This is a genomic window from Desulfobulbus sp. (assembly GCF_031547805.1).
GTDB lineage: Bacteria > Desulfobacterota > Desulfobulbia > Desulfobulbales > Desulfobulbaceae > Desulfobulbus.
In genome coordinates, this window is the sequence record NZ_JAVBRQ010000033.1 from 1 (window position 1) to 25,326 (window position 25,326).

Annotated in this window: 23 protein-coding genes and 1 tRNA gene; 15 read left to right on the top strand and 9 right to left on the bottom strand. The window is 58.5% G+C overall.

Going from position 1 to position 25,326, the window contains the following annotated elements; all coding sequences use genetic code 11:
• Positions 1-148 precede the first annotated feature (148 nt).
• The 3 genes from RMR13_RS11810 to RMR13_RS11820 all read left to right on the top strand — a co-directional run bounded on the left by RMR13_RS11810 (position 149) and on the right by RMR13_RS11820 (position 1,543).
• Positions 149-739: a hypothetical protein gene (locus RMR13_RS11810; protein WP_310600828.1), complete on the top strand. Its 591-nt coding sequence runs from the start codon at positions 149-151 to the stop codon at positions 737-739.
• Positions 740-759: 20 nt separating this feature from the next.
• Positions 760-1,161, top strand: coding sequence for a recombinase (locus RMR13_RS11815; RefSeq protein WP_310600829.1), 402 nt, complete (start codon positions 760-762; stop codon positions 1,159-1,161).
• Between the two features lie 97 nt (positions 1,162-1,258).
• Positions 1,259-1,543, top strand: coding sequence for an HU family DNA-binding protein (locus RMR13_RS11820; protein ID WP_310600830.1), 285 nt, complete (start codon positions 1,259-1,261; stop codon positions 1,541-1,543).
• On the opposite strand, the gene RMR13_RS11825 is transcribed toward RMR13_RS11820, so the two are convergent.
• A complete protein-coding gene (locus RMR13_RS11825) occupies positions 1,521-2,609 on the bottom strand; it encodes a site-specific integrase (protein WP_310600831.1) in 1,089 nt (362 codons plus the stop codon). The two genes, RMR13_RS11820 and RMR13_RS11825, sit on opposite strands and share 23 nt — an antisense overlap.
• A gap of 128 nt (positions 2,610-2,737) precedes the next feature.
• Positions 2,738-2,823 (bottom strand) — tRNA-Leu (locus RMR13_RS11830).
• 140 nt (positions 2,824-2,963) lie between these two features.
• On the opposite strand from RMR13_RS11830, the gene RMR13_RS11835 reads away from it, so the two are divergent.
• A complete protein-coding gene (locus RMR13_RS11835) occupies positions 2,964-3,971 on the top strand; it encodes an NAD-binding protein (protein ID WP_310600832.1) in 1,008 nt (335 codons plus the stop codon).
• Between the two features lie 74 nt (positions 3,972-4,045).
• On the opposite strand, the gene RMR13_RS11840 is transcribed toward RMR13_RS11835, so the two are convergent.
• From RMR13_RS11840 to RMR13_RS11850, 3 genes are read right to left on the bottom strand one after another with little or no spacing between them, the layout of a single operon-like run.
• Positions 4,046-5,224, bottom strand: a complete 1,179-nt coding sequence (locus tag RMR13_RS11840; RefSeq protein ID WP_310600833.1) for a pyridoxine 5'-phosphate synthase — start codon at positions 5,222-5,224, stop codon at positions 4,046-4,048.
• A gap of 1 nt (position 5,225) precedes the next feature.
• Positions 5,226-6,233, bottom strand: a complete 1,008-nt coding sequence (locus RMR13_RS11845) for a PhoH family protein (protein ID WP_310600834.1) — start codon at positions 6,231-6,233, stop codon at positions 5,226-5,228.
• A 1-nt stretch (position 6,234) separates the two neighbouring features.
• Positions 6,235-7,101: a thioredoxin domain-containing protein gene (locus RMR13_RS11850; protein ID WP_310600835.1), complete on the bottom strand. Its 867-nt coding sequence runs from the start codon at positions 7,099-7,101 to the stop codon at positions 6,235-6,237.
• A 455-nt stretch (positions 7,102-7,556) separates the two neighbouring features.
• Here RMR13_RS11850 and RMR13_RS11855 point away from each other — a divergent pair, with 455 nt between their 5' ends.
• Complete coding sequence (locus tag RMR13_RS11855) at positions 7,557-9,728, top strand: adenosylcobalamin-dependent ribonucleoside-diphosphate reductase (protein ID WP_310600836.1); 2,172 nt, start codon at positions 7,557-7,559, stop codon at positions 9,726-9,728.
• A 124-nt stretch (positions 9,729-9,852) separates the two neighbouring features.
• Here RMR13_RS11855 and RMR13_RS11860 read toward each other — a convergent pair whose 3' ends face one another.
• Positions 9,853-10,686, bottom strand: a complete 834-nt coding sequence (locus RMR13_RS11860) for a tetratricopeptide repeat protein (RefSeq protein WP_310600837.1) — start codon at positions 10,684-10,686, stop codon at positions 9,853-9,855.
• Between the two features lie 591 nt (positions 10,687-11,277).
• Here RMR13_RS11860 and RMR13_RS11865 point away from each other — a divergent pair.
• A complete protein-coding gene (locus RMR13_RS11865; RefSeq protein WP_310600838.1) occupies positions 11,278-11,781 on the top strand; it encodes a septal ring lytic transglycosylase RlpA family protein in 504 nt (167 codons plus the stop codon).
• 56 nt (positions 11,782-11,837) lie between these two features.
• Positions 11,838-12,344, top strand: coding sequence for a hypothetical protein (locus tag RMR13_RS11870; protein WP_310600839.1), 507 nt, complete (start codon positions 11,838-11,840; stop codon positions 12,342-12,344).
• Positions 12,345-12,366: 22 nt separating this feature from the next.
• Here RMR13_RS11870 and RMR13_RS11875 read toward each other — a convergent pair whose 3' ends face one another.
• Positions 12,367-12,936 (bottom strand): VTT domain-containing protein, encoded by a 570-nt coding sequence (locus RMR13_RS11875; RefSeq protein WP_310600840.1) that lies wholly within the window; start codon positions 12,934-12,936, stop codon positions 12,367-12,369.
• A gap of 140 nt (positions 12,937-13,076) precedes the next feature.
• Here RMR13_RS11875 and RMR13_RS11880 point away from each other — a divergent pair, with 140 nt between their 5' ends.
• The 4 genes from RMR13_RS11880 (at position 13,077) to RMR13_RS11895 (ending at position 18,446) form a co-directional block, all read left to right on the top strand.
• The gene (locus RMR13_RS11880) at positions 13,077-13,319 is read left to right on the top strand and encodes a hypothetical protein (protein WP_310600841.1); all 243 of its coding nucleotides are present in this window, start codon (positions 13,077-13,079) and stop codon (positions 13,317-13,319) included.
• Positions 13,320-13,564: 245 nt separating this feature from the next.
• Positions 13,565-14,497: an ATP-binding cassette domain-containing protein gene (locus RMR13_RS11885; protein WP_310600842.1), complete on the top strand. Its 933-nt coding sequence runs from the start codon at positions 13,565-13,567 to the stop codon at positions 14,495-14,497.
• Complete coding sequence (locus RMR13_RS11890; protein WP_310600843.1) at positions 14,494-17,430, top strand: Gldg family protein; 2,937 nt, start codon at positions 14,494-14,496, stop codon at positions 17,428-17,430. The genes RMR13_RS11885 and RMR13_RS11890 overlap by 4 nt, the downstream gene beginning before the upstream one ends.
• A 2-nt stretch (positions 17,431-17,432) precedes the next feature.
• Positions 17,433-18,446: a DUF4340 domain-containing protein gene (locus RMR13_RS11895; RefSeq protein WP_310600844.1), complete on the top strand. Its 1,014-nt coding sequence runs from the start codon at positions 17,433-17,435 to the stop codon at positions 18,444-18,446.
• 283 nt (positions 18,447-18,729) lie between these two features.
• On the opposite strand, the gene RMR13_RS11900 is transcribed toward RMR13_RS11895, so the two are convergent.
• On the bottom strand, positions 18,730-19,170 hold the full coding sequence (locus tag RMR13_RS11900) for a YqaA family protein (RefSeq protein ID WP_310600845.1): 441 nt from the start codon (positions 19,168-19,170) through the stop codon (positions 18,730-18,732).
• A 383-nt stretch (positions 19,171-19,553) separates the two neighbouring features.
• On the opposite strand from RMR13_RS11900, the gene RMR13_RS11905 reads away from it, so the two are divergent.
• Positions 19,554-20,789, top strand: a complete 1,236-nt coding sequence (locus RMR13_RS11905; protein ID WP_310600846.1) for a DUF2332 domain-containing protein — start codon at positions 19,554-19,556, stop codon at positions 20,787-20,789.
• A 389-nt stretch (positions 20,790-21,178) separates the two neighbouring features.
• Here RMR13_RS11905 and RMR13_RS11910 read toward each other — a convergent pair whose 3' ends face one another.
• On the bottom strand, positions 21,179-21,979 hold the full coding sequence (locus tag RMR13_RS11910) for an outer membrane beta-barrel protein (RefSeq protein WP_310600847.1): 801 nt from the start codon (positions 21,977-21,979) through the stop codon (positions 21,179-21,181).
• A gap of 594 nt (positions 21,980-22,573) precedes the next feature.
• Between RMR13_RS11910 and RMR13_RS11915 the strand changes: the two genes are divergently transcribed.
• From RMR13_RS11915 to fabZ, 3 genes are all read left to right on the top strand, one after another.
• The gene (locus RMR13_RS11915; RefSeq protein ID WP_310600848.1) at positions 22,574-23,671 is read left to right on the top strand and encodes a DUF1343 domain-containing protein; all 1,098 of its coding nucleotides are present in this window, start codon (positions 22,574-22,576) and stop codon (positions 23,669-23,671) included.
• 110 nt (positions 23,672-23,781) lie between these two features.
• Complete coding sequence (gene lpxD, locus RMR13_RS11920; RefSeq protein ID WP_310600849.1) at positions 23,782-24,843, top strand: UDP-3-O-(3-hydroxymyristoyl)glucosamine N-acyltransferase; 1,062 nt, start codon at positions 23,782-23,784, stop codon at positions 24,841-24,843.
• Positions 24,840-25,295: a 3-hydroxyacyl-ACP dehydratase FabZ gene (fabZ, locus tag RMR13_RS11925; protein WP_310600850.1), complete on the top strand. Its 456-nt coding sequence runs from the start codon at positions 24,840-24,842 to the stop codon at positions 25,293-25,295. Before lpxD ends, fabZ begins: the two co-directional genes overlap by 4 nt.
• Positions 25,296-25,326: the final 31 nt, after the last annotated feature.

Here is a 25,326-nt window from a genome sequence, read left to right on the forward strand (position 1 = left end):
CTGGAAGAGGCACGGAAACTGAGGAAGACAAAACGGTTTCGGGCACCATCGGCAACCCCGATGCTCTCTCGAGACAAAGCGGCTCCTTCGGAGTCCTTACTGCAAACGGCTCGATTGTCCTTTTCCAGCTGAGGCGGAACAGTTCTATGTGATTGAGAGCAAGGGGCAGAACATTCCAGCCGAATTCCTTACCCTGGAGCGGACCATTGATTTCTTCAAGATCGGTTTGAAGAGCGGCTTCAACGAGGGCATTGCCCTGGTGCTGCTGTTCCCGGTGTTCCACTTCTACCTCTTCCCTTTTGTCTTTCTCCATCTCGACTGGTTCAGCCATCTGCTTTTTGGCTGCATTCCTTATCTGCCCCTAATCATCAATACCCTCATGTGCAGCTATATCAGCCGCTACTTTGTCGGCAACATCACCCGCAAAGCGGTCAACTCCCTGCTCTCCGGCCGGGCGCTCTCCCTGCTGCTCAAGGCCTTTCTGGTCTATGTCATCTATCTGGTGCTCTTCCGCTTGAGCACCCCGGAGAACATCGGCCGGCTGGCCAGCCAATTCGGCGTAAAGGCACACGAAATCTACCACGGCTTCTTTGCCATCAAGCCGCACCTGGTGCCGCTGGCCACCAAGAGCAGTCTGCTCATGGTGTTGGCGGCGGTGTTTCCTTACGGATCGGTCTATCTGCTTGACTGCTGGCATCGCCACCGGATCAAGCGCAACATACAACGTATTTCTGCTTAACAACCAACGGAGGTTCAACCATGGAACGCGAAGAGAAGAAACAACGTCCCTCTTGGCAGGAGATTGAGGAGAGGAAAATCAATCTGGTGAAGGAAAAAGGCTCCCGGGTCATGCGGGTCAACTCGCCGATTGGTTCGACCATGTTCAGTATCCTGCGGCAGTTTGACATGGCCTATGCCAATTTCAAGGGCCGGTTGGGAGAGATGGGTGGCATCACCTATGAAGAAGGGGCTGCTTTGATGGAAGAAGGGCGGGAGATCGTCATGGCCTTTTCTGATTTCACCGCACGGCTCAGCCGAAGGGTCAATTTCCGCTACTATGCCCCCAATGAAATCAAAGACTATCTGGAGTTACTCAAAGCTCAGGAGAAGAGCGAAGAGGCTTCGCGTGACGCAGAGGGGGCGGTTTCGGCCGAGTCATGACCCACCAAGGCAATTGCACCTTGCCTTGGTGGGCAAGGTCTGCTATTTCGCAAGCTATGACAAGAATTTGCGGGATTTCTCTTCCAAAGGAGCAGCTATGAACAAAACGGAGTTGATCGACAAGGTCGCCAAGGAAAGCGACTTGAGTAAGTCAGCCGCCGAGCAGGTGGTAAACAGCGTCTTTTCAGCCATCGCAGAGGCGATGAAGAGCGGAGACAAGGTCACACTGGCCGGATTTGGTACCTTCTCCACGGCTGAGCGAGCTGCCCGTGAAGGACGTAATCCGCAATCGGGAGAAAAGATTGCTATTCCAGCTAAAAGGGCAGTGAAATTTAAACCTGGTTCGAAGCTTGTTGATGTTATTCAATGCCCAGAGAATTGATTCGGTCAACAGCTTTCAATTTATGTTCGTCGAGAAGGTGGGTGTAGCGTAAAACCATCTGTAAGGTGCTATGTCCGAGTATTGCTGCCAAGGTTCTGATATCGGTGCCTGCCATGAGCATGTGGCTAGCGGCAGTATGGCGAAGGTCATGCATGTGCAAGAGTGGCAATTTTGCACGTTCCCTGGCTCTGTCAAATGAAGGCCTGAACCTTGAAGATGGAATGTTTTGGGCGTGCTGGCTTTTTCCTTCTCCTTTGAGAAAGACGAATTCATTGTCAAAGGCAGTTTTTTTCAGATCTTCAAGGGCTGTAATAACAGTTTTTGTTAAAGGGACGGTTCTTGGTTCATTTTTCGTAATATAGAGGGTCAGGGAGCGTCTATCGAAATCAATCTGGTGCCATTTCAACCCGGCAGCTTCACTTGGGCGCATCGCCGTGTGGAGCAGAATCAACACGTAAGGATACAGCCTTTTGTTGCGACTAGCCTTGCATTCTTTGAGCAAACGCACAGCCTCATCTTCTTTGAGAAAGAAAATCCTCCCTTTCGGAACCTTTGGGCGCTCAATGGATTTGACAGGATTTTCAACAGGTAATTCCCATTCTTTGCAGGCTTTGATGAAAAGATGAGAAAGAAGAGCCAGTTCCAAACGCACCGCATACGCAGATACTGATTTTAAACGTTGGTCCCGATATTTTGCGACAACGGATGGTGTGATATCGGGCAATAACGTGTTCCTGCCAAGTTTTTCTTTCAAAAGTTTTGCTATTCTTCTTTCCCGTTCCTGTGTTGTCAGGGCTTTTTGGGAAGTAACTGTTTCCAGATAGCGGTCAAAGGCCTCGTCTAGCGTACGATGAGCACGGCGCGGATCTTTGAACCGTTGGTTTTTCATCTCCGCTTCCATTTCTGCCGCCCAGGTACGTGCTTCTCCTTTTGTGTCGAATGTCCTGCTTATCGACTCGTATCCTTTGACGCGAACAGTAATGGTGTATGTCGTTTTCTTTTTCCCTTTTCTTGTGAGGATTCTAGCCATTTTGCCACCCTCGTTTTTGTTCCATTTTTGTTCCACTTCTTTCGTCAAAATATAGCAAAAGAGAGCACGAGAAAGCAAAAGGAATTTGTAAAGGAGGGGAGGGGATGAGAAAATAAAAGGGCTAACATCTCTCTATTTTCAAGATGTTAGCCCTTGTTTTCTTTTGGTACCCGGAACGAGAATCGAACTCGTACAGCCAAAGGCCGAGGGATTTTAAGTCCCTTGCGTCTACCAGTTCCGCCATCCGGGCAGGGTGGCGTTTTTATACACTCCTGCCCCTTCTTTGTCAAATTCCATTTGGGCGAAGCCACTGAAGTTCCGGTAGGTTACTGTGGATTCCGGATCACGGGTGTGCTATGGTGCGGCACAATCTCGGTCAAGGTGCCCCCAATGATGCAACCAACGGAAAGTCTACGAAAAATCCTCTTCATCGCGGCGACCTTCATCTCGCTGGTCCTGTTCGGCACCGCTGGCTACATGTACCTGGAAAGCATGGATTTTTGGACAGGGCTCTACCTGACCATCATCACCGTGTTCACCGTGGGGTACGGGGATTTTGTCCCCGTCCATTTATCGGGCCGAATTTTCACCATATTTCTGGTGCTCACCAGTGTCAGCTTCGTCTTTTACATTTTCTCCAAGATTACGGAGACAATGGTCAAGGGCGAGTTGCAGGGCCTGTTCAAGAGGAGAAAGATGAACAAGGAAATCGCTCGGTTGCGGGATCATTACATCATCTGCGGCTTCGGCCGGATCGGCAAGGACATCTGCAGGATTCTCCAGGATCACCGCCGTCCCTTCCTGGTCATAGAAAAGGACGTGGAAGAAATCAAGATCCTGGGGGAAATGGGCTATTTGTGGCTGCAAGGGGAGGCGGCGGACGACGAAATCCTGGAAGCCGCCGGCATCGACCGGGCCAAGGGGCTGGTGACCGCGGTCGCCTCCGACGCCGACAACCTCTACATCACCTTGACCGCCCGCGGCCTGAATCCCGCCCTCTTCATCATGGCGCGTTCCAGCGGCGGCAAGGGGGTCCAGACCAAGCTCAAACGGGCCGGCGCCACCAAGGTGATCTCGCCGTATTCGATCGGCGCCCGCCGCATGGCCCATCTTATCGTCCGGCCAACGGTGAGCGACTTCATCGACCTGACCATGCGGGCCGGCGAACTCGAACTGATGATGGATGAGTTGCGGGTCGGTCCAGATTCCCGCCTGGTTGACAAAAACCTGATCGAGTCGGAGATTCGCAAGAAATATGACGTGATCGTGGTGGCGATCAAGCATGAAGACGACACCATGCTGTTCAATCCCAAGCCGAGTTCGGTGATCCGGGTCGGCGACATCCTCATTGTGCTCGGCGCCACCGAACAGATCCTCGGCCTGTCCAAGGAGATGTGATCCCAGCCCCACGGGAGGGGGCTTCAGCCCTCGCAGAAGCTCATGCCGCCAGTTGCCGTGCCGTTTTTCGGCGTTCAGACCGCCCGGACGATGGCCAGCATTTCCCGCACGGCATTCTCCAGCCCCACCAGCACCGCCCGGCTGACCACCGCGTGGCCGATGCTCAACTCGTCGATGAAGGGCAGGGCGGCAATGGGATGGACGTTGCGGTAGTCGAGGCCGTGGCCGGCATTCACCCGCAGCCCGGATTCGTAGGCCAGTTCGGCCGTCTGTTCGATCAGGTTGAACTCCCGCTCTTGCTCTTCCATGCTCCGGGCCTCGCAGTAGCGGCCGGTGTGCAACTCGACATAGGTGGCGCCGGCATCGAGCGCCGCCTGCACCTGGGCCGCGTCCGGATCGATGAAAAGCGAAACCGGAATACCGGCCTTGCCCATCTTGGCAATGGTCTTGCCCACTTTCTTGGCATTGGCCAGCACGTCGAGCCCGCCCTCGGTGGTCAGTTCCTTGCGTTTTTCCGGCACCAGGGTGATCATGTCCGGCAGCACTTCCAGCGCGATATCGACAATCTCGGGCACATTGGCCATCTCCAGGTTAAGCCGGGTCTTGATTGTCTGTCGCAAAAGCCGTACGTCCCTGTCCTGGATATGACGCCGGTCCTCGCGAAGATGGACGACGATCCCATCGGCTCCGGCCAGCTCGCAGAGCGAGGCGGCCAGCACCGGGTCCGGTTCGTTGCCGCCCCGCGCCTGGCGGACGGTGGCCACATGGTCGACATTGATGGCGAGAAAGGGCATGGCAGCACTCCTTGGTTGCTGTAATTGCTGGAACAGTACTTTTTCCTCTTCCCACATGCGCACGGCTTCGGCTTCCGAACGCTCGTGATCGTAGCCCGCGAGATGAAGCACGCCGTGGATGATCAACTCGGTCAGCCGGCTGTGCAGGCTCTTGCGCTGTTCGGCCGCCTCGCGCCGGGCGGTGTCGACCGAGATCAGCACGTCCCCCAGTTCGTTTTCCGGCACGACAAAGCCGTCGTCGCCGCCGGTGGCCGGGAAGGAGAGGACATTGGTAGGCCCCTTCTTTTGGCGGTATCGCTCGTTGTAGGCCGCCATTTCCGCATCGTCGAGAAAGACTACGCTGACCTCGGCCCGGTCCAGCTCCAGCAGGTGCAGCAGCATGTCGCAACGCTGGCGGATCAGGCGGCGGTTGAGCGGCAGGGGGGCGACCACCGGGGAATAGGTGCAGTGGACCGGCATCTCAGGCCTCGCTTGGCGTGCGCCGGCGCCGGACGGCGTCCTGCTGCTCGTAGGCCTGGATGATCTCCTGGACCAGGGGATGGCGGACCACGTCGGCCTTGGAAAAGTGGCGGAAGGCTATGCCCTTGATCCCGGTGAGGATCTTTTCGGCCTGGATCAGGCCGGATTTCTGCGTGCCCGGCAGGTCGATCTGGGTGACGTCGCCGGTGATCACCGCCTGGGAGTCGAAGCCGATGCGGGTGAGGAACATCTTCATCTGCTCTCGGGTAGTGTTCTGGGCCTCGTCGAGAATGATGAAGGCGTTGTTCAGCGTGCGGCCGCGCATGAAGGCCAGGGGCGCGACCTCGATCACCCCGCGCTCGGTCAGCTCCTGGGTGCGCTCCTGGCCCATCATGTCGTTGATGGCGTCGGTGAGCGGCCGCAGATACGGATCGACCTTCTGGGCCATGTCGCCAGGCAGAAAGCCGAGTTTTTCGCCGGCCTCCACTGCCGGGCGGGTCAGGATGATCTTGGCCACCTGCTCCCGCGCCAGCGCCGAAACCGCCATGGCCACGGCCAGATAGGTCTTGCCGGTGCCGGCCGGACCGATGCCGAAGACGATGTCGTTTTCCCGAATCGCCTCGATATAGAGCTTCTGGTTGACCGATTTGGGCGAAATCACCCGCTTGCGCGAGGTGATGCAGACCTTGTCGAGAAAGATCTCCTCCAGCCGGGCCTGGGGAGAGGATTCCAGGATCTTGACCCCGAAGGCGATGTCTTGGCTGAACACCGGATACCCCTTGAGCAGCAGACCGTACATCTGCTGCAGGGTGGAGGCCGCCAGCTCCACGGCATGCGTCCGGCCGCTGATCCGCAGGCCGTTGCCGCGGGCGTTGATCGTCACGCCGGTGGCCTGCTCGATGGTCAGCAGGTTGCGGTTCAACTCGCCGAACAGCTGCTGGACGATGTGGTTGTCGGCGAAATCGAGCTCCCGCGAGGTCTCGGCGTTGAGGGCGGCGGAGGCCTTCACCTTACTTGGCTCCGCCGGCTGATCCCAGGGCCTCGTTGACCATTTTCTGGAGATTTTGTAGCGAGCGGTCTTTCGCCGGCTTGCTGTTGATGAAAATCGAGGGCGTGGCGTTGACATCGGCGGCCATGGCATCGCTCCGGTCCTTGGCCAGCTGCGCCTGTACTTCCGGGCTGACCAGATCGGCACGGAATTTATCCATGTTGAGGCCGATCCGTACTGCGGTTTCGTCGATGGTGTTCGGCGTCCAGTTGGTGGTCTGGAACAGGGCGTCGTGCATTTCCCAGAATTTTCCCTGTTTCTGGGCGGCAATCGCGGCCAGGGCCGCCGGTTCGGCAAAGGAATGCATGGGCAGCGGCATGTGCTTGAAGACGATGCGCAGCTTGTCCGGATTTTTGGCCAGCAGTTCGGCCAGCACCGGTTCGAGCTTGCCGCACCAGGGGCACTCGAAGTCGGAGAACAGCACCAGGGTGACCGGGGCGTCCACCTTGCCCCGCACCGGCGCGCCGACGATGTCGATCTTCTGGCTGAAGCTGATGTCGATCGCGCTGTAGGTATTGGCCTTGCCGTTCACCAGGTACAGGGTTTCGCCCCGGGCGGCGATGTCGATGGCACTGACATGGGGATCGACCGGCAGCACGCCCAGTTGGGTGCCGTCGGGGGTGAAGATATAGACTTTCGCGTCGGCGGTCAGGATGAACACCTTCTTGTTGTCCAGGGATTGGGCGATATCGATCGGCTTGGCCGGAACGGGCCAGGAAGCCTGGACCGACCAGTTGAGGTCTTCGGCATTATTGATTTTCTTGGCTTCCTGGGCCTGAACGGCCAGCGGCAGCAGCAGGGCGGCGCAAAAGGCGATTTTTTTCAGCATGGGGTCACGGTGTCCTTGGCGTGAATGGAATGAGTTGACGATGTGGCCGGTCGGAGCCGTTTGGGGTGCAGGTTCCCCGGCGGCGCACCTGGCGATATGCCCGGAAAAAGCGTTTCCCACTATACTGATCGCATCGAGAATGCGCAAGCGGCAAGAAGGACGGGACTTTTTCTCACCGCATCGGTGTGTTGCCGCCCATCTTCAGCCCGTGGCCGTCCGGCGTGCACCAGGGATGGGGGTGGGGCCGGCAGCGGTAAAATACCGGGCCCGGACTTTGATTTTCATGTGATCTCGTTGAAAACGTGACATTTTCACAAACACTACATATGGGCTTTATTGTGCTTGATAAGCGCTATATGTTGTGATAATGTGCCGGACGACGTGGGGGAGCCCCTGGCCTTCGCCGTCGGGAGACAGAAGACGAGACAAGAAGAATTGAGGAGGAAGAGGCCACCATGACCAAGAGCATACCCCGGCAACAACTGACCGATACCGCGGAAACCGTGCTTGAACGACGCTACTACCTGAAGGATGCGACCGGCAAGCCGCTTGAAAATTGGGAAACGCTCTGCCACCGGGTGGCGAATGCGGTGGCCCTGGTCGACAGCGACCAGCCCGATTACGAAGGGCTGGCCGACCGCTTCTTCACCATGATCTACTACCTCGATTTCCTTCCCAATTCGCCCTGCCTGATGAACGCCGGCACCGATCTCGGCCAATTGTCGGCCTGTTTCGTCCTGCCGGTGGAAGACTCGATGGACGGCATCTTCACCTCCATCCGCAACGGCGCCCTAGTGCATAAGACCGGCGGCGGCACCGGATATTCCTTTTCCCGGGTGCGGCCCAAGAATTCGGCGGTCCGTTCCACCCAGGGCGTGGCTTCGGGCCCCTTGAGCTTCGCCGCGGTGTTCGACGCCGCCACCGAAACCATTAAGCAGGGCGGCAAGCGGCGCGGCGCCAACATGGGCGTGCTGCGGGTCGATCACCCCGATATTCAGGAATTTATCGTTGCCAAGCAGGACCAGACCCGCTACACCAACTTCAATTTCAGCGTCGCCATCACCGACCTGTTCATGGACGCGGTCAAGAACGACCTCGAATACGATCTGATCGATCCCTCCAACGGCAAGATCGTCGACACCTTGCGCGCCCGCGAGGTTTTTGACAAGATCGTCGACCTGGCCTGGCACAACGGCGAGCCCGGCGTGCTCTTCATCGATGCCGCCAACCGCGACAACGCCACCCCGCAACTCGGCAAGTTCGAGGCCACCAACCCCTGCGGCGAGCAGTGGCTGCTGCCGTACGAATCCTGCAACCTGGGCTCGATCAACCTGGCCCAGTACGTGCGGGAGGGAGGGGTCGACTGGCAGCGCCTGGGTGACACCACCCGGCTGGCGGTCCGCTTCCTCGACAACGTCATCGACTGCAACCGTTTTCCCATCCCGGAAATCGCCTCGATGACGCAGAAGACCCGCAAGGTCGGCTTGGGAATCATGGGCTTGCACGACATGCTCATCCAACTGGGATTGTCCTACGGCAGCGAGGAAGGGCGCCAGGCCTCGGCCGAGGTGATGGCCTTTATCCGCCGGGAGGCCGAGGCCGCCTCGGTCGAATTGGCGGCGTTGAAGAGCCCGTTCCCGGCCTACGACCCGGAGATCAACGAATACCCGGCCCGCCGCAACGCCGCCCTCACCTCGATCCAACCCACCGGCACGGTGTCGATGATCGCCGACTGCGCCTCGGGATGCGAGCCCTATTTCTCCATCGTCATGATCAAGAACGTCATGGACGGCGACCGGCTGTTGATGGTCAACAAGCTGTTTGAACGGGTGGCCAGGGCCGAGGGCTTTTATTCCTCCGAGTTGATGGAAAAGGTGGCCACCAGCGGCACGGTCATCGGCCATGCCGAGATCCCGGCCCAATGGCAGGAGATTTTCCGCACCGCCCAGGATATCAGCCCGGAACAGCACATTTGTATGCAGGGCACGCTCCAGAAAAACGGGGTCGATTCCTCGATCTCCAAAACCATCAACCTGCCCGCCTCGGCCACCCAGGACGACGTGCGCACTTCCTACATGCTCGGCTTCGACCTGGGCTGCAAGGGCTTGACCGTCTACCGCGACGGCTCCCGCGACCACCAGGTGCTCAACACCGTGGCCTCCAGCCCGGACAAAACCGCCCTGGCCTCCGCCGAGGGGCTGGTGCGCAAGGCCACCCTGCCCGACGAACTCAGCGCCAAGCGCTACCGGCTCAAGGACATCAACCAGGAAACCATCTATTTGATCGTCTGCTTCGACGAAGACGAAAAACCGATGGAGGTGTTCGCCAAGTTCCCCTTCGACAACCGGGTGGATCTCAAGGACAAGTCCACCATGTGGACCACCACCTGCCGTCTGGTGTCCCTGGCCCTGCGCTATCAGATTCCCATGGACGAAATCATCAAGCAATTGGACCGCTCTTCCGGCCACATGCTCGATCTTCCGGCCCAGCTGGGCAAGCTGCTGAAATCGTTCATGGCCGCCACCCAGCACGGGTTCGCCTCGATCTGTCCCGAATGCCAGGGCAAATTGGTGTTCGAGGAAGGGTGCGAGGTTTGCCGGGACTGCGGCTACTCGAAGTGTTCGTGATCGCTCGATTGGCTGCGCTTTCGCAGAGATGGTGACGCGAACTCCGGGACCGGGCCTCGCTGCTGCCGCCGGCGCAGGGAGGCCCTATGGCCCAGGGGCAATCTATTCGGTACGGCAGTGCGTTCTATTTGTTTTCGCTTGCTCGATCGGGGAGATTTGCTTGTTCGATCGTCTTGAAAAGTTCTGCGGAAAGACGTTGAGCGGCATTGATTTCATCGGTGGTCATCTCCGATGACAGTATTTTTTTATCGCGCAGGGCTGGCTCGTTGCCGTTAAGAGCGGCGATCTCGTACCAGGCATACCCTTTTTCCTTGCTCTTTTCTGTACCTAGACCATTGGCATACATGGTTCCAAGATTGGCCTGCGCCAATTGATGTCCATGTAAGGCGGATTGTTGATACAGGGCAAATGCGGCCTGGTAATCCACCGCGCCTCCCAAGCCATGGAAGAATAAATAGGCGAGATCGTTCTGAGCCCGCGCGTTGCCGCTGTCAGCGGCTACTTTGAACCATTTTCTCGATTCTGCATGATTTTTAGGGATGTTATCACCTTTGAAGTATTCATACCCTATGATGTTCAAGGATTCGTTCGAGTATTTTCCTTTTTTTGCCGCGCTCACCAATAAATAAATCCCTTCTTTTTTGTCGCATCCCGCCTCTTTTCCGCGATACATATTCAATCCAACCGTGAATTGAGCATTTTCATCGCCAGATTTTGCCAGATGCATTTCTTGCTCGGAGGAGTTGCATTGTAATTTTGCGGAGGTATTTTTCTTGTACTGGGATTTCTTGCTCTCTATATTTTTTGGTGTGCTTTTCTGATAGGGTTGTTTGTTTGGTTTATTGATTTCATTCGGGTCCGGAGACCTGTACACGTAAAATTCTTGCTTGGAGAAACAGATAACAGGACTTGCAAGCAATATCAGAACGATTAAATATGCAATTGTATTTTTCGGCATAACTGTAACAAGGTGAAAAAAATCTTCGATTCAGTGCGATGGCCAACACGGTCCGCAAGCTGGAGGGCAGAGGGCATGGCTCGCCGACGATAAAAAGTACTAAGATAAATTACATCCAATAAATCAGCAAGATGTAAGACGGGCAAGGCATCGGCTAGGCCTTGGCCGCAAAAAATGTTTTTTTGTCACGACCGAGGAAAAAGCTCTTCACCGGGCTGTTCGCTGCCTGGCCGGCGCGAACCACCACAAAATCGCGTTCGCTTGCCAGGGGCAATCATGTCCTCCCAAGATGAAATTTTACGAAAAATATAATTATTTTAGATAATAACTTTATGAAAAGTCGGGTGGCATTTCTTCGGTAATGTCTTTTTTTACATTTTTTTCGGGCATTGCCGGGCCGTGCGGACGATCTGCAACCGGGATAAGGGCACTGCCTCAAAAAAGTAAAAAAAATACCTTGAATTTTCAGTGAGTTCGGAAATCCACGCAAGGGGATAAAACAGGTTTGCCTTGCAATATATCGAATTTCTGTTATTTTCTCACGTCTTGATAGCGAGAGCCATTGTTTGACTTCAACTTGAGAGAAAACTTATGCGGACCACCAAGCTCGTTTTTTTTGCAGTAATCGGCTTGGCGATGCTCGAATTTTCCCTTGGACATGTACGTAATTCCGTGGCGGCAACCACGGCGCCCAAGACATCGCACGCCTCTCCGAAAATCGCCTCTCCGGCCAAAAAAATCGCCAAAAAATCCCGCGCAGTCGTTCAATCGCACAAGTCAGGTTCAAGCCTGAATGGTGTGGCCGTCGTTTATTCCGACCGCCTGAACGGCCGCAAGACCGCCAGTGGGCAACGGTTCAGCCAGAAACAATTGACCGCGGCCCACCGAACCCTGCCCCTCGGCACGAAAGTGCGGGTCACCAATGTCCGGAACCAGCAATCGGTCGATGTGGTGATCAATGATCGCGGCCCCTGGCATGCCGGCCGCATCATCGACCTCTCGGCCGCGGCGGCCGCGCAGGTCGGGATGCACAGGACCGGAAAAGCCCTTGTGAAGCTGGAAATCCTTGCCGAATCCGCGGTAAACAACTCCTAGGCAGGCGCAGCCGGGCTGTCCGGCTGTCCTGTCCTTTTCTGCTGCCCACCTCTGCCATGCACATGACGCGGATGTTCATCCCCTTCCGGCCGTTGCTCCTTGCCATCGTTGCCGTTGTTCTTACCGGCTGCGCCGACAGACAGCCGGCCGGACAATGGGACATGGATTCGAGCGTCCAAGATATGTTCGAATCCGGCACCGTGCTCCCGGACCACACCTACTACTACCTCGGTTCGTCCGGAGCCCCGGATTCCATCATCGCCATTGACCGCCGATTTACTTTGCGGACCAGGGTTTGGGCCCAGATTGACTTGACCGCGTCCAAACTGAACGAGTGGCTTCAGTGGTTCCGGACCGATCATTATCCCCCCGACTGCGAATTTCGCGGCGGGGTCATCCTCACCCCCGACGGACAACGGGCGGGTTTTTGGTATTCCCGCAACATTGTCAATATCGTCCGCATGCCCGAACCGGGCGTCATCGAAGTCTACCAGCCCCATTCGCCTTCCGGCATGACCTGCGGCCAGGAACGAGGCGGCATGTTCCCTGGCGGTATGCTCTAGACCTTGCCGGAGAGCCGCAGGGTCACTGCAGGCAAGCCAAGCGATCGAGCACGTCGAGATTGCCGAAGAAGTAGCCGGCAAGAACGCAGATGGCCACCCATCCGGTTCCCCCCAGAACACTGTAGGGAAAAAACACCCGCAGCCGCATTTCGGCCATGCCGGCCACAAAAGGGACATAGGTGCGGAGAAAGGGGACGAAGCGGCACAAGGTGACCGCCTTGGTCCCGTACTTCTCGAAAAAGTGATGTGCCCGGTCCAGATTCCCCTGATTGAAGAAGTATCCATGCCTGCCGGCGAAGGCCTTGTGGCCGAACCAGCAGCCCATCAACCGGTTGAAATTGTCGCCCAGAATGGCGGCGAGGGGAAAAAGGACCAGCACGATTTCCAGGTCCATGGCGTCGCTGGCGCAGAGCGTGCCGATGGCGAACAACATCGAATCGCCGGGTAGGAAAGGGGCCACCACCAGTCCGACCTCGCAAAAAATGATCAGGGCGATCAGACCGTAGATAAGCACGCCGTGGTGCTGCACGAGGACGGTGAGATGCTGGTTGATGTTGACGGTCAATTCGACCATGTGCCGGATGAGCTCCATGTTCCTCCCGAAATGCTGGCCGTCAATGCGGTGGTGCCCAGAGGGCGGCCTCTCCGGCCGAAGCGATCCGGAAAAAGCATGAACGATAAGGATGAGGACGATATTCATCGCGCCTGCCCGGGGCAATAAAAAAGTGATCTATGGGACAAAATGATTGCTGGCCGGCTCGCTTGCCTGCCTTGCACGAATATGTGTCCGAGCGGGCGACGTTCAAGATTTTCCCGGAACGGAGCTACCGCCGCTGGCTGGCCTGCCGTGCTTATGCAAGCGAAGTTGCCGTCAATTTTGCTTGCACCGCGTTTTTCTCGCTGCTGCCATTAACCGGGCCGGCCGACTGCGGTTTTGCGCCGTCTCCTGAGAAAAATATCGGTTGCCTCGGTTGACAAGCTGCGGCCCTGCGTTATGATGTGCCCCGGATTGCCCCGCAGGGAATGATCGCGCTCTGCCGACTTGATTGCCCGTGCCCATGTCCATGAACTCGTCTACCATTTTCGGCACCGCCAGGTGCCTTCCTCGTCTCTGCCCGTTTCCGGGCCGTTGTCGCGGCAATCGTCCGCCACCCCCGCCCGCCTGATCGCTTGACTCAAGGTGCCATTGCGCACAGTTTTTCGTTTTACAGGAGATCGCCATGATCCAAGTCGACCATCTGACTCGAACCTATGGACCGCATACCGCGGTCGACGACGTTTCTTTCACCATCGGCGCCGGCGAGATCGTCGGGTTGCTCGGCCATAACGGCGCCGGTAAAACCACGATCATGAAGATGCTGACCGGCTTTCTCGAACCGACCGGCGGCACTATCCGAATCGACGATTTGGAAATGGCCGGCAACCGGCGGGCCATCCAGTCGCTTATCGGCTATCTGCCGGAAAACTGCCCGGTGTATCCGGAAATGACCGTGGCGGGCTACCTCGAGTACCAGGCGGTCCTGCACGGGGTCGGGGCCGAGCGCATGGGGCCGCTGCTGCGCGAAACCTTGGAGCGGACTGCTCTGACCGACAAGGCCGGCCAGCAGATCGCCACCCTGTCGCGCGGCTACCGCCAACGGGTCGGCGTGGCCCAGGCCATCCTGCATTGCCCGAAAATACTCATCCTCGACGAACCCACCAATGGCCTCGATCCCACCCAGATCCAGCACATGCGCGGCCTGATCAGGGAATTGGCGCGGGAATCGACCTTGCTGATTTCCACCCATATCCTCCAGGAGGTGCAGGCGGTGTGCGACCGGGTGATCATCATCCAGCGCGGCCGCAAGGTCGTGGATGCCCGCCTGGACGAATTGAGCGCCAGCCAGCGGCTGCTGGTGACCACCGACGGACAGGCCGGGGCCGAATCCCTGCTGGCCCAGGTGGACGGGGTGGTCGCGGTCGAGCCGCTGCCCGCCGAAAACGGCAGCCGCTGTTATGCCGTCTCCGGCGCCCTGTCCGCGCACGATCTGGCCCCCGCGGTGGCCGCCGCCCTGGTCGGTCAAGGCCGGCCATTGTACGGCCTTGCCCCGGAATCACGTAATTTGGAAAAAATATTCAGTGAAATCAGCATGACCGGAGGAAGGGAACAATGAATACCCTGCGCAAGGTCGCCCGTCGGGAGTTGGCCGTCTTTTTTGCCACCCCCGCCGCCTTTATTTTTTTCGGTACCTTTCTTGCCGCCACCCTGTTCATCTTTTTCTGGGTGGAAACATTTTTCAGCCGCAATATCGCCGATGTGCGGCCGATGTTCGAGTGGATGCCGCTGCTGCTGATTTTCCTTTCGGCGGCCATCACCATGCGGGTCTGGTCGGAGGAGCACCGGGCCGGTACCCTGGAGCCGCTTCTGACCGCGCCGGTGGGGCTGCCGACCCTGGTCGGCGGCAAGTTCCTGGCCTGCATCGCCCTGGTTGCCATCGGCCTGCTGTTGACCCTGCCCCTGCCCGTTACGGTTTCCCTGCTCGGCCAGCTCGACTGGGGGCCGGTGTTCGGCGGCTATCTCGCCAGTCTGTGCCTGGCTGGCGCCTATCTGGCCATCGGTCTTTTTGTCAGCGCCCAGTTCAACAGCCAGATTGTCAGCCTGATCGTCACCACCCTGGTCTGCACCGTGCTCTACCTGGTGGGGTCCAATACCCTGACCTCCTTCTTCGGCAGCCAGGCCGGGGACATCCTCAAACTGATCGGGGCCGGTTCCCGCTTCGCCTCCATCACACGGGGGGTGATCGACCTGCGCGATTTGGTCTATTACCTGAGTCTGACCGGGATGTTCCTGTCTCTGAACGTGTACACCCTGGAGCGGCAACGGTGGGCCGGGAATCCGGCGAACACCGCGCATCGCCGCTGGCGGGCGCTGACCGGGCTGCTGGTGGCCAACTTTTTCCTGCTCAACCTGTGGCTGGCGCCGCTGGGCATGCTGCGCGCTGATTTGACCCAGGGACACATCTACTCGATTTCACCCGCCACCCGTTCCTATCTGGCGCGGTTGCAGGAACCGCTGTTGATTCGCGGTTATTTCTCGGCCCAGACCCATCCGCTTCTCGCCCCTTTGCAGCCGCAACTGCGCGATCTGCTGCGCGAGTACGAGGTGGCCGGCAAGGGCCGGGTCAAGGTCGAATTCGTCGATCCCCAGGAAAAACCGGAGTTGGAGCAGGAGGCCGGCGAAAAATACGGCATCCGGCCCGTTCCTTTTCAAACCGCCTCCCGCTACCAGACCGCGGTCACCAATTCCTATTTCGATATCCTGGTCAAGTACGGCGACGAGTTCGTCACCCTCGGTTTCCGGGACCTGATCGAGGTCAAGAGCGAGGGCGACACCAAGTTGGAAGTGGAGCTCCGCAATCCGGAGCACGACATCACTCGGGCGATCAAGAAAGTGCTCTACAGCTACCAGGGCGGCGGTAACCTCTTTGCCGGTATCGGCGGTCCGGTGGCGTTTCACGGCTATATTTCGCCCGATGGCAAGCTGCCGCAGCAGTTGGTCGAACTGAAAAAATCGCTGAACGCGGTCCTGGCCGATTTCAAGCAGCAGGCCGGCGATAAGCTGACCGTCGAGATCGCCGATCCCGATGCCGGCGGCGGCCAGCTGGCGGAACGGTTGGGCAAGGAATTCGGCATGCGGCCGATGATGGCCGGGCTGCTGTCGCCCCAGACCTTCTGGTTCTACATGACCTTGGAGAGCGGCGGCCAGCAGGTGCAGGTACCCTTGCCCGCGTCCCTGGACAAAACGGCGTTGAAAACCGCGATCACCGCCGGACTGAAGCGTTTTTCCAAGGGCATGCTCAAAACCGTGGCCCTGTACACGCCTCCCGCCAATCCAGGCATGGGTCAATTCGGCATGCCCAGCCAGAGCAATACCTTTCAGCTGCTGCAGGGCTTCATCGAACAGGAGCACCGGCTCAAACCCGTCGACTTGAGCACCGGACAGGTGGATCCGGAGGCGGACATCCTGGTGGTGGCCGCTCCGGAACGACTCCAGGAAAAACAGGTGTTTGCCATCGACCAGTTTCTCATGCAGGGTGGTACCGTGGTCCTGGCCACCGCGCCCTTTGACGTGAGTCTCCAGGGGCGGATCAGCGCCGAGGACAAGAAAAGCGGACTTGCCGACTGGCTGGCCGGCTACGGCATCAAAATGGAGCCGACCCTGGTGCTCGATCCGCAAAATGCCGCCTTGCCGGTACCGGTGGAACGGCAGGCGGGCGGCTACACCATCCGCGAAACCCATCTACTCAACTACCCCTATTTCATCGATATCAGAAGTGACGGCATGAATCGGGACAGCGGCCTGCTCACCGGCATCGACCAGCTGTCCATGACCTGGGCCTCGCCGATCGAGGTGGATGGCGAGAAGAACAAGGGCCGCCAGGTGGTGCGGCTGCTGGAGAGTTCGAAAGGGGCCTGGCTGTCCGATTCCATCGACATTCAGCCCGATTTCAACCGCTACGGCCAGGACGGTTTTGCCCAGGGCCAAGCCGCCGGCCGGCAACTGCTGGGGGTGATGGTGGAAGGCACCTTCGATTCCTGGTTCAAGGGCAAGACCTCGCCCCTGATTGAGGAAGCGGCCCAGCAGGCTGAACAGGAGAAGAAACAGCAGGCGATTGCCGCCCAAGCCGACCCCAACAAGAAGGGGAAGGAGGCCAAGGCGGAGCACGCCAAGCCGGACGTGATCGGCCGGGTACTGGAACGCTCGGCGGATTCGGCCCGGATCATCTTGATGGCATCCAACACCTTTTTGACCGATACCAGCCTCGATCTGGCCTCCGGTGCCAGCGGCAGCCGCTATCTCAATCCGCTCCAACTGGTGGCCAATTGCATCGACTGGTCGCTGGAGGACCGCGACCTGCTCTCCATCCGGGGCCGTGGCCATTTCGCCCGGACCCTGTTGCCCATGGACAAGGAGGAGCGGATGCTGTGGGAGTATCTCAACTATGGTCTGGCGGCCGTCGGCCTGCTGGCCGTCTGGGGACTGCACCGGCTGATCCGGTCCAGGTCGCGGCGGCGTGAACTCATGTTGATCGCCGGGAGGGCATGACAATGAAACGACTGATCGTGGGATGCTTGATCCTGCTGTTGGCGCAGATCGGGCTGTTGGCGGCAACCCGCCTCATAGACCGCACCGGGGCGGCGCGGTCCGAGAAGGAGTCCCTGCTGGCCTTCAAGGCGGCCGATATCGACGAGGTATTGCTCGAAGACGGTGAGGGGCACCACCTGGCACTGAAAAAAGACAAGGACCGGTGGTTGTTGCCCGAGGCCGAGTCGTTTCCGGCGGACTCGGCCCGGGTGCAGGATTTGATCGACCGGCTGGCCGGCATGCAGCGCGGCTGGCCCGAGGCCACCACCGCCGAGGCGGCCACGCGCTTCAAGGTGGCGCCGGATCGCTATGTCCGCAAGCTGAACCTGCTCAAGAACGGGACCGCGCAGGCCATTGTCTATTTCGGCACCTCGCCCGGCCTGCGCAAGATGTACCTCCGGGGCGACAACGATCCGGAAATCCAGTCCCTGACCCTGTCCCCGCATGATCTTGAACTTAAGACCGACAGCTGGATCGACACCAAGATCCTCCAGCTCAAGCCCGAGCGGATCAAGCGGATCGAACTGCCCGGTCTGCGCCTGGAACGGGGGCAGGAAGGCCTGCAGCCAGCCGATCTCAAGCCCGATGAAGAGGTGGTCAAGGATCGGCGCGACGCCCTGGTCAATCGTTTGGCAGGGTTGACCGTCACCGGCCTGCTCGGCACCGAGGTTAAGCCGGAATACGGCCTGCAGACGTCGGTCCTGAAGTGCAGCGTGGAACTCGACCACGGGGAGACCGTCGAATACGTCTTCGGCCAGCCGCAAAAGCCGGCAGGCAAGGATGCGCCACCGGCCGACCTGTCGTTTGTGCTCAAGGTTTCCAACCAGGGGCAGCTGTTCCGGGTGGATGCCTGGCAGGTGGATGAATTGAAAAAAGCGGTTCGTTCCGCCCTGGTGCGGACCAAGACGCCGGCACCGGCCGCCTCGGCCGCGCCGTCTCCGGTTCCTGTCGGGCAACCGGCCGTACAGGCGCAATAGAGCTTCGACAGGGATGGAGGCCGCACAACGACCGGTGCGGCCTCCATCCTGTCTGCCGCTTGCATTCTTGAGAGTTATTCTACTGAAATTTCTTGAGATTTCTCCTCGCTACGTTCGTCGAAACGACCAACAAAGAACGTTCGGGACAAGGATAACAACACTGGCCAGGGTCATCTCGAACGCAGTGAGAGATCTCATTTGCTCGACCGGTTTTCCGGAGCGTCAAGAACATCGCCGATTGCCGGAAAGCGAGCTTGGCTGAGGTTCGATCTATCGGATACGTTTAAGAGAGCCAGCCGAGGGTGGCGCCCGTCAGGACCAGATAGCGGGCGACTTTCGCGCCGCCGGCAATCGCGATGAAGACGGGCAGAGGCTCGCGCATCACGCCAGCGGCTACGGTTAGGGGATCGCCGATGATCGGTGCCCAGGACAACAGCAGCGACCATCTGCCATAGCGCCGGTACCACTGCCGGGCCTGGTGCAGACGGTGTTCGCTCACCGGAAACCAGGAACAATGGCGGTACCGTTCGATGCATCGGCCCAGCCACCAGTTGCACACCGCGCCAAGAACATTGCCGCAACTCGCCACGGCCAGGAGCGCGGCAACCGAATAGTCGCCGGTGAGCAGCAGCCCGACCAGGACCGCTTCCGACTGCATCGGTAAAACGGTGGCGGCCAGGAACGAGGCCAGAAAAAGGCCGGTCAAGGCGGAACAGGCAAGCATGGGCCTCGCGTTGAGGGGGGGAGAGCATGGGACAAACGCCATGGCGTGGCCCCGTGATGGTTTCCGGGCACTCTACTTCCCCAAACGAATTCATGCCACGGGATGAAGGACCGAGTATGGAAAAAGCCGCAGCTACCCGGAAATTTGTATGGCCGCTGCCGTCATTGGAGGTATAGAAAACAAGACTCTCCGCATTTGGTCCGGCCGCCAGTATCTTTTCTTGTTCTGATTGCCATCGACTTCAGCCAGGTTCCCTTTTGAAAACTCGGCATTGTTCTTTTATGGCTGCAGGAGGCGGTTGAAAGAAATGAGATCTCTCACTGCGTTCGAGATGACAGTGGCCCAGCGTGTCATTGCGACGAACGCAGAGAGGAAAAATCTCAATGAACGAGGTAAGTTTCGTGCAATCGCCACAGTCGCCATCATCTGGTTCGTCTGCATGTGATCTCCGGGTTCGGCTTGGCCGGCGCTTTCGCAAGCAACAGGAATTTTCCGCTGGATATTCACCTCTGTATTCGCGGCTGTTCGGTCTTGTGGCGGATTGGTTGGCCGCCGATCCGGGCGACGATCCCCTGGCGGATTGGCTGGTGCAGGCCGGGGCGGGCCGTTCCTCGTTCGATGTGCCCTTGCTGCTGCTGGCAGGTCTGCATCGGGATATCCTGAACGGCCGGCCCGAGACAGCCGAACTGGCGCACTATTATCCGACCTTGCAGGGCACCCGGTTCATCGATGACGGGCTTGCTCTTTGCCTCCGGGCAGCGGTTGCGGCCAGGCAAAAGGCCTTGGCCGAATTCATCGCCACTGCCCGGGTGCAGACCAATGAGACCGCACGCGGGCTCTGCTGGCTGCTGCCGGCAAGCATGACCGGTTGGCCGGCGCTGCACCTGGTGGATTTGGGTGCCAGCGCCGGGCTCAATCTGGTGGCGGACCGGCGGCATTTCCGGGTCATTGACGGGAGCGAAGGGCACACCCTGCTGGAGCTTGGCAGCGACGTGCCTCCCCAATTCACGGTGCGCAGCGAAGGCATGCCGATGCCGCCACTCCAGGCGGTTTGTCCCGCGATCCGGTCACGGATCGGCTGCGATCTCACCCCGCTTATTCTCAACGCACCGGTGGAAGAACAAACCTTGGCCGCTTTTGTCTGGGGCGATCACCCCGAACGGCTGCGTCAACTCCGCGCCGGCATAGCGGCGCTTCATTCGGTTAACCGTTCGCAATCACCGGTTTCCCTTTTCAAGGCCGACCTGCCTGTCGACCTGCCTCCTTTTCTGGCCGATCGGGTCGATCGGCTGACCGGTTCCCCCGTCATACTCTACAACACCTATCTGACCGCCTATTTGGCCGACAAGGGGGCTGCACTCCGATCCATCGTAGAGGCCTGGGCTTCGCAACACCCCTGGCCCGTGCTCTGGCTGCAATGGGAACCGCTGCGGGACGGGCCGGCACCGCCGGAGTTCGGTTGGCTTGGCTGGACCGCCGATCTGTGGGAAGATGGCCAGCATCGGCATTGGCATCTTGCCTGGGCCCATCCTCATGGCACCCGCATCGCCTGGATGCCGGCGATGGCCGATTGGCTTGCTTGCTGGCGAAAGAGAAGGCAGCAAAACGACAGGTGGTGATGCAGGCCCTCATCTCGTTGAAGGTTGGGACGGGTAGGAGCAGGGAAAGGGGCGGGGAGAATCCAAGCGCGGGCAAAATAAACGGATTGCCACTCAAATTCAGCCGATTTCATCCCTGAAGATATTCAGCGGAAATTTTTTGAGATTTCTCCTCACCGCGTTCGTCGAAATGACCAACAGGCAACGTGCGGCACCGAGACAACCTGGGTCGGTTGTCATCTCAAACGCAATGGGAAATCTCGTTTGATCATCTGGCTTTTTGGAGCGTCAAGAACGCCGCCGGTTGTCGGAGAGGAGGAACCTGGCTGAAGTCACGATGGTAATCAAAAAAAATCCCCGGCCGGAAAATCCGGCCGGGGATGAACTCCATTCTAATTGAGTATTGCTAATTAGAATTTGAAGCGAACAGAAGCAACCACGTTGTGACCGTTGATGCTGTCGGCGATGTCGGTATCAGCAACACCCAGGTACTCGTAACCCAGGTCACCGGCGATCTGATCGGTGAAATTGTAGGTGATACCAGCGCCTGCCTTGTAGGCAAAAACGTTGTCGCTACCACTCAAGAAAGGCCGATTAATGCCATTGAAATCGACGTCAAGATCATATTTTGCATAACCAACACCGGCCATGAAATAGACCGAAAAAGCATCGTATACCGGCAATTCGTAGTAACCATTGAGGAACACGGTGGTCACATCCAGGTCACCACCCATCGTCAGGACATTTCCGTTCGCGCCAACATAGGATGCGTCATCCAAGTCTGCTCCCTGCTTGGCCAACTCGACCTCAGCACGGAATTTACCCAGAGCCTGATACATGGCGAACTCGCGGCCAAAGGCGATGGCGCCGCCGAAACCGGCATCGCTATCAACTTCGTTGGCGAAGTTTACGTTACCCATACCGGTGATATCCTGCTGCATCCAAGAAGCACGTACGCCAAGACGTACATACCATGCATCGGCGAAAGCCTTCTCAAGATCGGTGATCCGGGTCTCATGGTTCTGCAGCTGCTTGCCGTGGGCGCTCAGCTGCTCATTCTGCTGGGCCTGGGAAGATTGCAGGTCGTCGATCTGCTTCTGGCATGCTTCCGGACAACCGGGGCCCATTTTCTTGCCGGGGCCGCCTGCCAGAGCTACGCCTGCGGTCAGAACGAATGCGGATGCCGCCATGACACTCAATACTTTTTTCATATTCCTGTCTCCTGTTTTTGGTTGATGATATGTCTGCATGGGCGTTATTGCCCGAGAAGTAAAAAAACTACCGTGAAACCTGAGTTTCTCTAGTTGATTCCCAATATAACAAAGGAATATGAGGCTGGCAATACCCTGGAAGCAAAAAAATACAAAATTTTGAACGCCACGGAAAATATTTTTTGATAATATATTGTTTTTATTAAATTAAATTTAATTACGGCAAAGAAAAAAAATTGGACTTTTTGCACAATCGGAGGTGCAGTGGGGGCAAAAATTCAAAAAACATGGTCGGCGCTCCCCCTGTAACTCGTCTGTAAGCGACAAAACTGCGGTACAAGGATTGTCTTGGCCCACTGTTTCTCCTCCATGCAAAAAGGATGGGGTTCCGTGTTCTCCGGTTGCCGGGCAACCGTGCCAGGCTTCCGGTTGCTTGACGAAGGGCGCAAGGTCCGCTAAAAGGTCGGGCAGGGTGCGTATGCACATAACGAAAATAACAGTAATCCCTTGAGAGGACGTGTGATTGTTGCAACCGGAATAGAATGTCTTAGCCGCGGAGGCCATCCTTCCCTGACCGGCAAGCGGCTGGGACTGTTGGCGAATCAAGCCTCGACCGACCGGCATTTTACCCATGGCCGCGATCTGGTCCGAGCGGCCTATCCTGGCCAGTTGACGTGCCTCTTTTCGCCCCAGCACGGTTTTTTCAGCGAAAAGCAGGACAATATGATCGAGTCCGACCACGGGATCGACGCGATGACCGGCCTGCCGGTGTATTCGCTCTACGGCGAGACCCGCAAACCCTATCCGGCGATGTTTGCCGACATCGATGTCCTGCTGGTCGATCTGATCGACGTCGGCACCCGGGTCTACACCTTTGTCTGGACCGTGGTCCATTGCCTGGAGGTTGCGGCCGCGACCGGGGTCAAGGTGGTGGTGCTCGACCGCCCCAATCCCATCGGCGGCCATCTGGTCGAAGGCAATATCCTGCGGCCCGATTGCGCCTCCTTTGTCGGCCGATGCGCCATTCCCATGCGCCATGGCCTGACGCTCGGCGAGTTGGCCCTGCTGTGCAACCGGGAATTGGCGATCGGTGCCGACCTGGAGGTGATTCAGGCGGAGGGCTGGCGGCGCCATATGTGCTTTCCGGCCATTGGCCAGCCTTGGGTTTTTCCTTCGCCCAACATGCCGTCCTTTGCCACGGCCCTGGTGTATCCGGGGCAGGTTGTCTGGGAGGGGACCAATATTTCCGAGGGGAGGGGCACGACCCTGCCCTTCGAGCTTTTTGGCGCGCCGTTTCTCGATTATCGCCAGGTGTTTGACGCCCTCCGCGCCACCGACCTGCCGGGTTGCGTCCTGCGGCCGCTCAGGTTCGAGCCGACCTCGGGGAAGTGGATGGGACAGGCTTGCACCGGTTTCCAAATCCATGTGACCGATATCGACGCCTTCAGGCCGTACCGCACCAGCCTGGCCCTGCTGCAAGCCCTGTTGCGCCTGTATCCCGGACAGTTCGCCTATAAGCAGCCGCCATATGAATATGAGTTCGAGCGGCTGCCCATGGACCTGATCGTCGGCGATCGGGTCGTGCGCGAGCACTTGGAAGCCGGGATGCCGGTGGTCGAGTTGGAGCGCGGATGGCAGCGGGAACTGGACGAGTACCAACAGCGGTGCCGCGCTGTTTTGCTTTACGATTGAGGCAAAGTGCAGTATTTTTCCTTGCTTCTGGCGATGGAGCAAGTCATGGAAAAATATAGGTTGATCCCCGTGTTTTTTCGATAGGATTTTTTATCCGGAGGAATGTGCACGTGCCCCGCGAATGTAGCTTGCGGCAACTTGCCGAACTGGTGGGCGGCCGGGTGGACGGTGATCCCGATCTGGTCGTCCGTGGCCTCAATGGCATTGAGTATGCCCAAGCCGGCGAGATCACCTTTGTCCTCGACCGCAAACACCTGCCGTTGCCGGAACAGTGCCGGGCCTCGGCCTGCATTGTCCCCGCCGGCGTCGATTCCCTGGCCATCGCGGCCATCGTGGCCGAACAACCCGCGGTGGCCGCCGCCCGCATCCATGCCTTCCTGCTGGCCGAACCTTTCCGGGCTCGGGGCGTCCATCCCTCGGCCGTGCTGGGCGAAGGGTGCACCGTTCCCGCCGAGGCGAGCATCGGCCCCCTGGCGGTTCTGGGCGATCGGGTGGTGCTCGGCGAGCGGGTTGCCATCCATGCCGGGGCGGTGATCGGCGACGATACCGTGATCGGCGACGACACCGTCATCCACGCCAATGTCACGGTGGCCGAGCGATGTACCATCGGCAGGCGGGTGGTGCTCCATCACGGGGCGGTGATCGGCAGCGATGGCTTCGGTTTCGCCACCGACCGCATGGGCGTCCATTACAAAAAACCGCAGGTGGGCACGGTCCGGATCGACGACGATGTCGAGATCGGCGCCAATTCCTGCGTCGACCGGGCCGCCTTCGGGGTGACCTGGATCAAGTCCGGGGCAAGGATCGACAACCTGGTCATGGTCGGCCATAACGTGGTGGTCGGGGAGAACTCGATTCTGGTGGCCCAGGTCGGGATCGCGGGCAGCACCACCTTGGGCCGCAACGTGGTGCTGGGCGCCAAGGCGGGGGTTGCCGGGCATCTGCATCTGGACGACCAGGTCATGGCGGCGGCGATGAGCGGCATCCATAACAACCAGCCCAAGGGGGCGATGGTTGGCGGCATTCCGGCCATTGAGGTCAAGAATTGGGGACGCGCCTCGGCCGCCTTCGGCAGATTGCCGGAAATGGTCAAGGAACTGCGACGTTTGCGCAAGGAAGTGGACCGGCTCGGCGCTTTGCTTGCATCCACACAACATGAGGAACAAGAATGACGACATCAGCGTCCGATCTGCAACTACCCATCGATGTCAAGGGCATCATGGCGATCCTGCCGCACCGCTATCCCTTCCTCCTGGTCGACCGGATTGTCGAGGTGGAACAGGGCAAGAACATTGTCGGCATCAAGAACGTCACCATGAACGAGCCGTTTTTCCAGGGACATTTTCCCGGAGAGCCGGTCATGCCCGGGGTGCTCATCCTGGAAGCCATGGCCCAGGTCGGCAGTATTCTGGTCTGTCTGTCCGACCAGGAAATGATCGGCCGTCTCGCCTATTTTGCCGGGGTGGACAAGGCTCGTTTTCGCCGGATTGTCCGTCCGGGCGATCAGTTGGTGCTCAAGCTCGAGATGCTCAAGCAGAAGGGCAAGGTGATCAAGATGGGCGGCCAGGCCCTGGTCGACGGCCAACTGGCCACGGAAGCCGAATTGATGGCCAGTTTCGCCTGATCCGTCCAGGCCATTTTGGGCGGCCGTCACG

What these genes read in the sequence shown, in the direction of transcription:
- RMR13_RS11860 (WP_310600837.1), bottom strand. Translation starts at nt 10,686, where the DNA reads ATGCCGAAAAATACAATTGCATATTTAATCGTTCTGATATTGCTTGCA.
- RMR13_RS11880 (WP_310600841.1), top strand. Translation starts at nt 13,077, where the DNA reads ATGGGACAAAATGATTGCTGGCCGGCTCGCTTGCCTGCCTTGCACGAA.
- RMR13_RS11895 (WP_310600844.1), top strand. Translation starts at nt 17,433, where the DNA reads ATGAAACGACTGATCGTGGGATGCTTGATCCTGCTGTTGGCGCAGATC.
- RMR13_RS11900 (WP_310600845.1), bottom strand. Translation starts at nt 19,170, where the DNA reads ATGCTTGCCTGTTCCGCCTTGACCGGCCTTTTTCTGGCCTCGTTCCTG.
- fabZ (WP_310600850.1), top strand. Translation starts at nt 24,840, where the DNA reads ATGACGACATCAGCGTCCGATCTGCAACTACCCATCGATGTCAAGGGC.
- RMR13_RS11875 (WP_310600840.1), bottom strand. Translation starts at nt 12,936, where the DNA reads ATGGAGCTCATCCGGCACATGGTCGAATTGACCGTCAACATCAACCAG.
- RMR13_RS11815 (WP_310600829.1), top strand. Translation starts at nt 760, where the DNA reads ATGGAACGCGAAGAGAAGAAACAACGTCCCTCTTGGCAGGAGATTGAG.
- RMR13_RS11865 (WP_310600838.1), top strand. Translation starts at nt 11,278, where the DNA reads ATGCGGACCACCAAGCTCGTTTTTTTTGCAGTAATCGGCTTGGCGATG.
- RMR13_RS11905 (WP_310600846.1), top strand. Translation starts at nt 19,554, where the DNA reads ATGAACGAGGTAAGTTTCGTGCAATCGCCACAGTCGCCATCATCTGGT.
- RMR13_RS11840 (WP_310600833.1), bottom strand. Translation starts at nt 5,224, where the DNA reads ATGCCGGTCCACTGCACCTATTCCCCGGTGGTCGCCCCCCTGCCGCTC.
- RMR13_RS11885 (WP_310600842.1), top strand. Translation starts at nt 13,565, where the DNA reads ATGATCCAAGTCGACCATCTGACTCGAACCTATGGACCGCATACCGCG.
- RMR13_RS11855 (WP_310600836.1), top strand. Translation starts at nt 7,557, where the DNA reads ATGACCAAGAGCATACCCCGGCAACAACTGACCGATACCGCGGAAACC.
- RMR13_RS11850 (WP_310600835.1), bottom strand. Translation starts at nt 7,101, where the DNA reads ATGCTGAAAAAAATCGCCTTTTGCGCCGCCCTGCTGCTGCCGCTGGCC.
- RMR13_RS11910 (WP_310600847.1), bottom strand. Translation starts at nt 21,979, where the DNA reads ATGAAAAAAGTATTGAGTGTCATGGCGGCATCCGCATTCGTTCTGACC.
- RMR13_RS11820 (WP_310600830.1), top strand. Translation starts at nt 1,259, where the DNA reads ATGAACAAAACGGAGTTGATCGACAAGGTCGCCAAGGAAAGCGACTTG.
- RMR13_RS11890 (WP_310600843.1), top strand. Translation starts at nt 14,494, where the DNA reads ATGAATACCCTGCGCAAGGTCGCCCGTCGGGAGTTGGCCGTCTTTTTT.
- RMR13_RS11870 (WP_310600839.1), top strand. Translation starts at nt 11,838, where the DNA reads ATGCACATGACGCGGATGTTCATCCCCTTCCGGCCGTTGCTCCTTGCC.
- RMR13_RS11835 (WP_310600832.1), top strand. Translation starts at nt 2,964, where the DNA reads ATGATGCAACCAACGGAAAGTCTACGAAAAATCCTCTTCATCGCGGCG.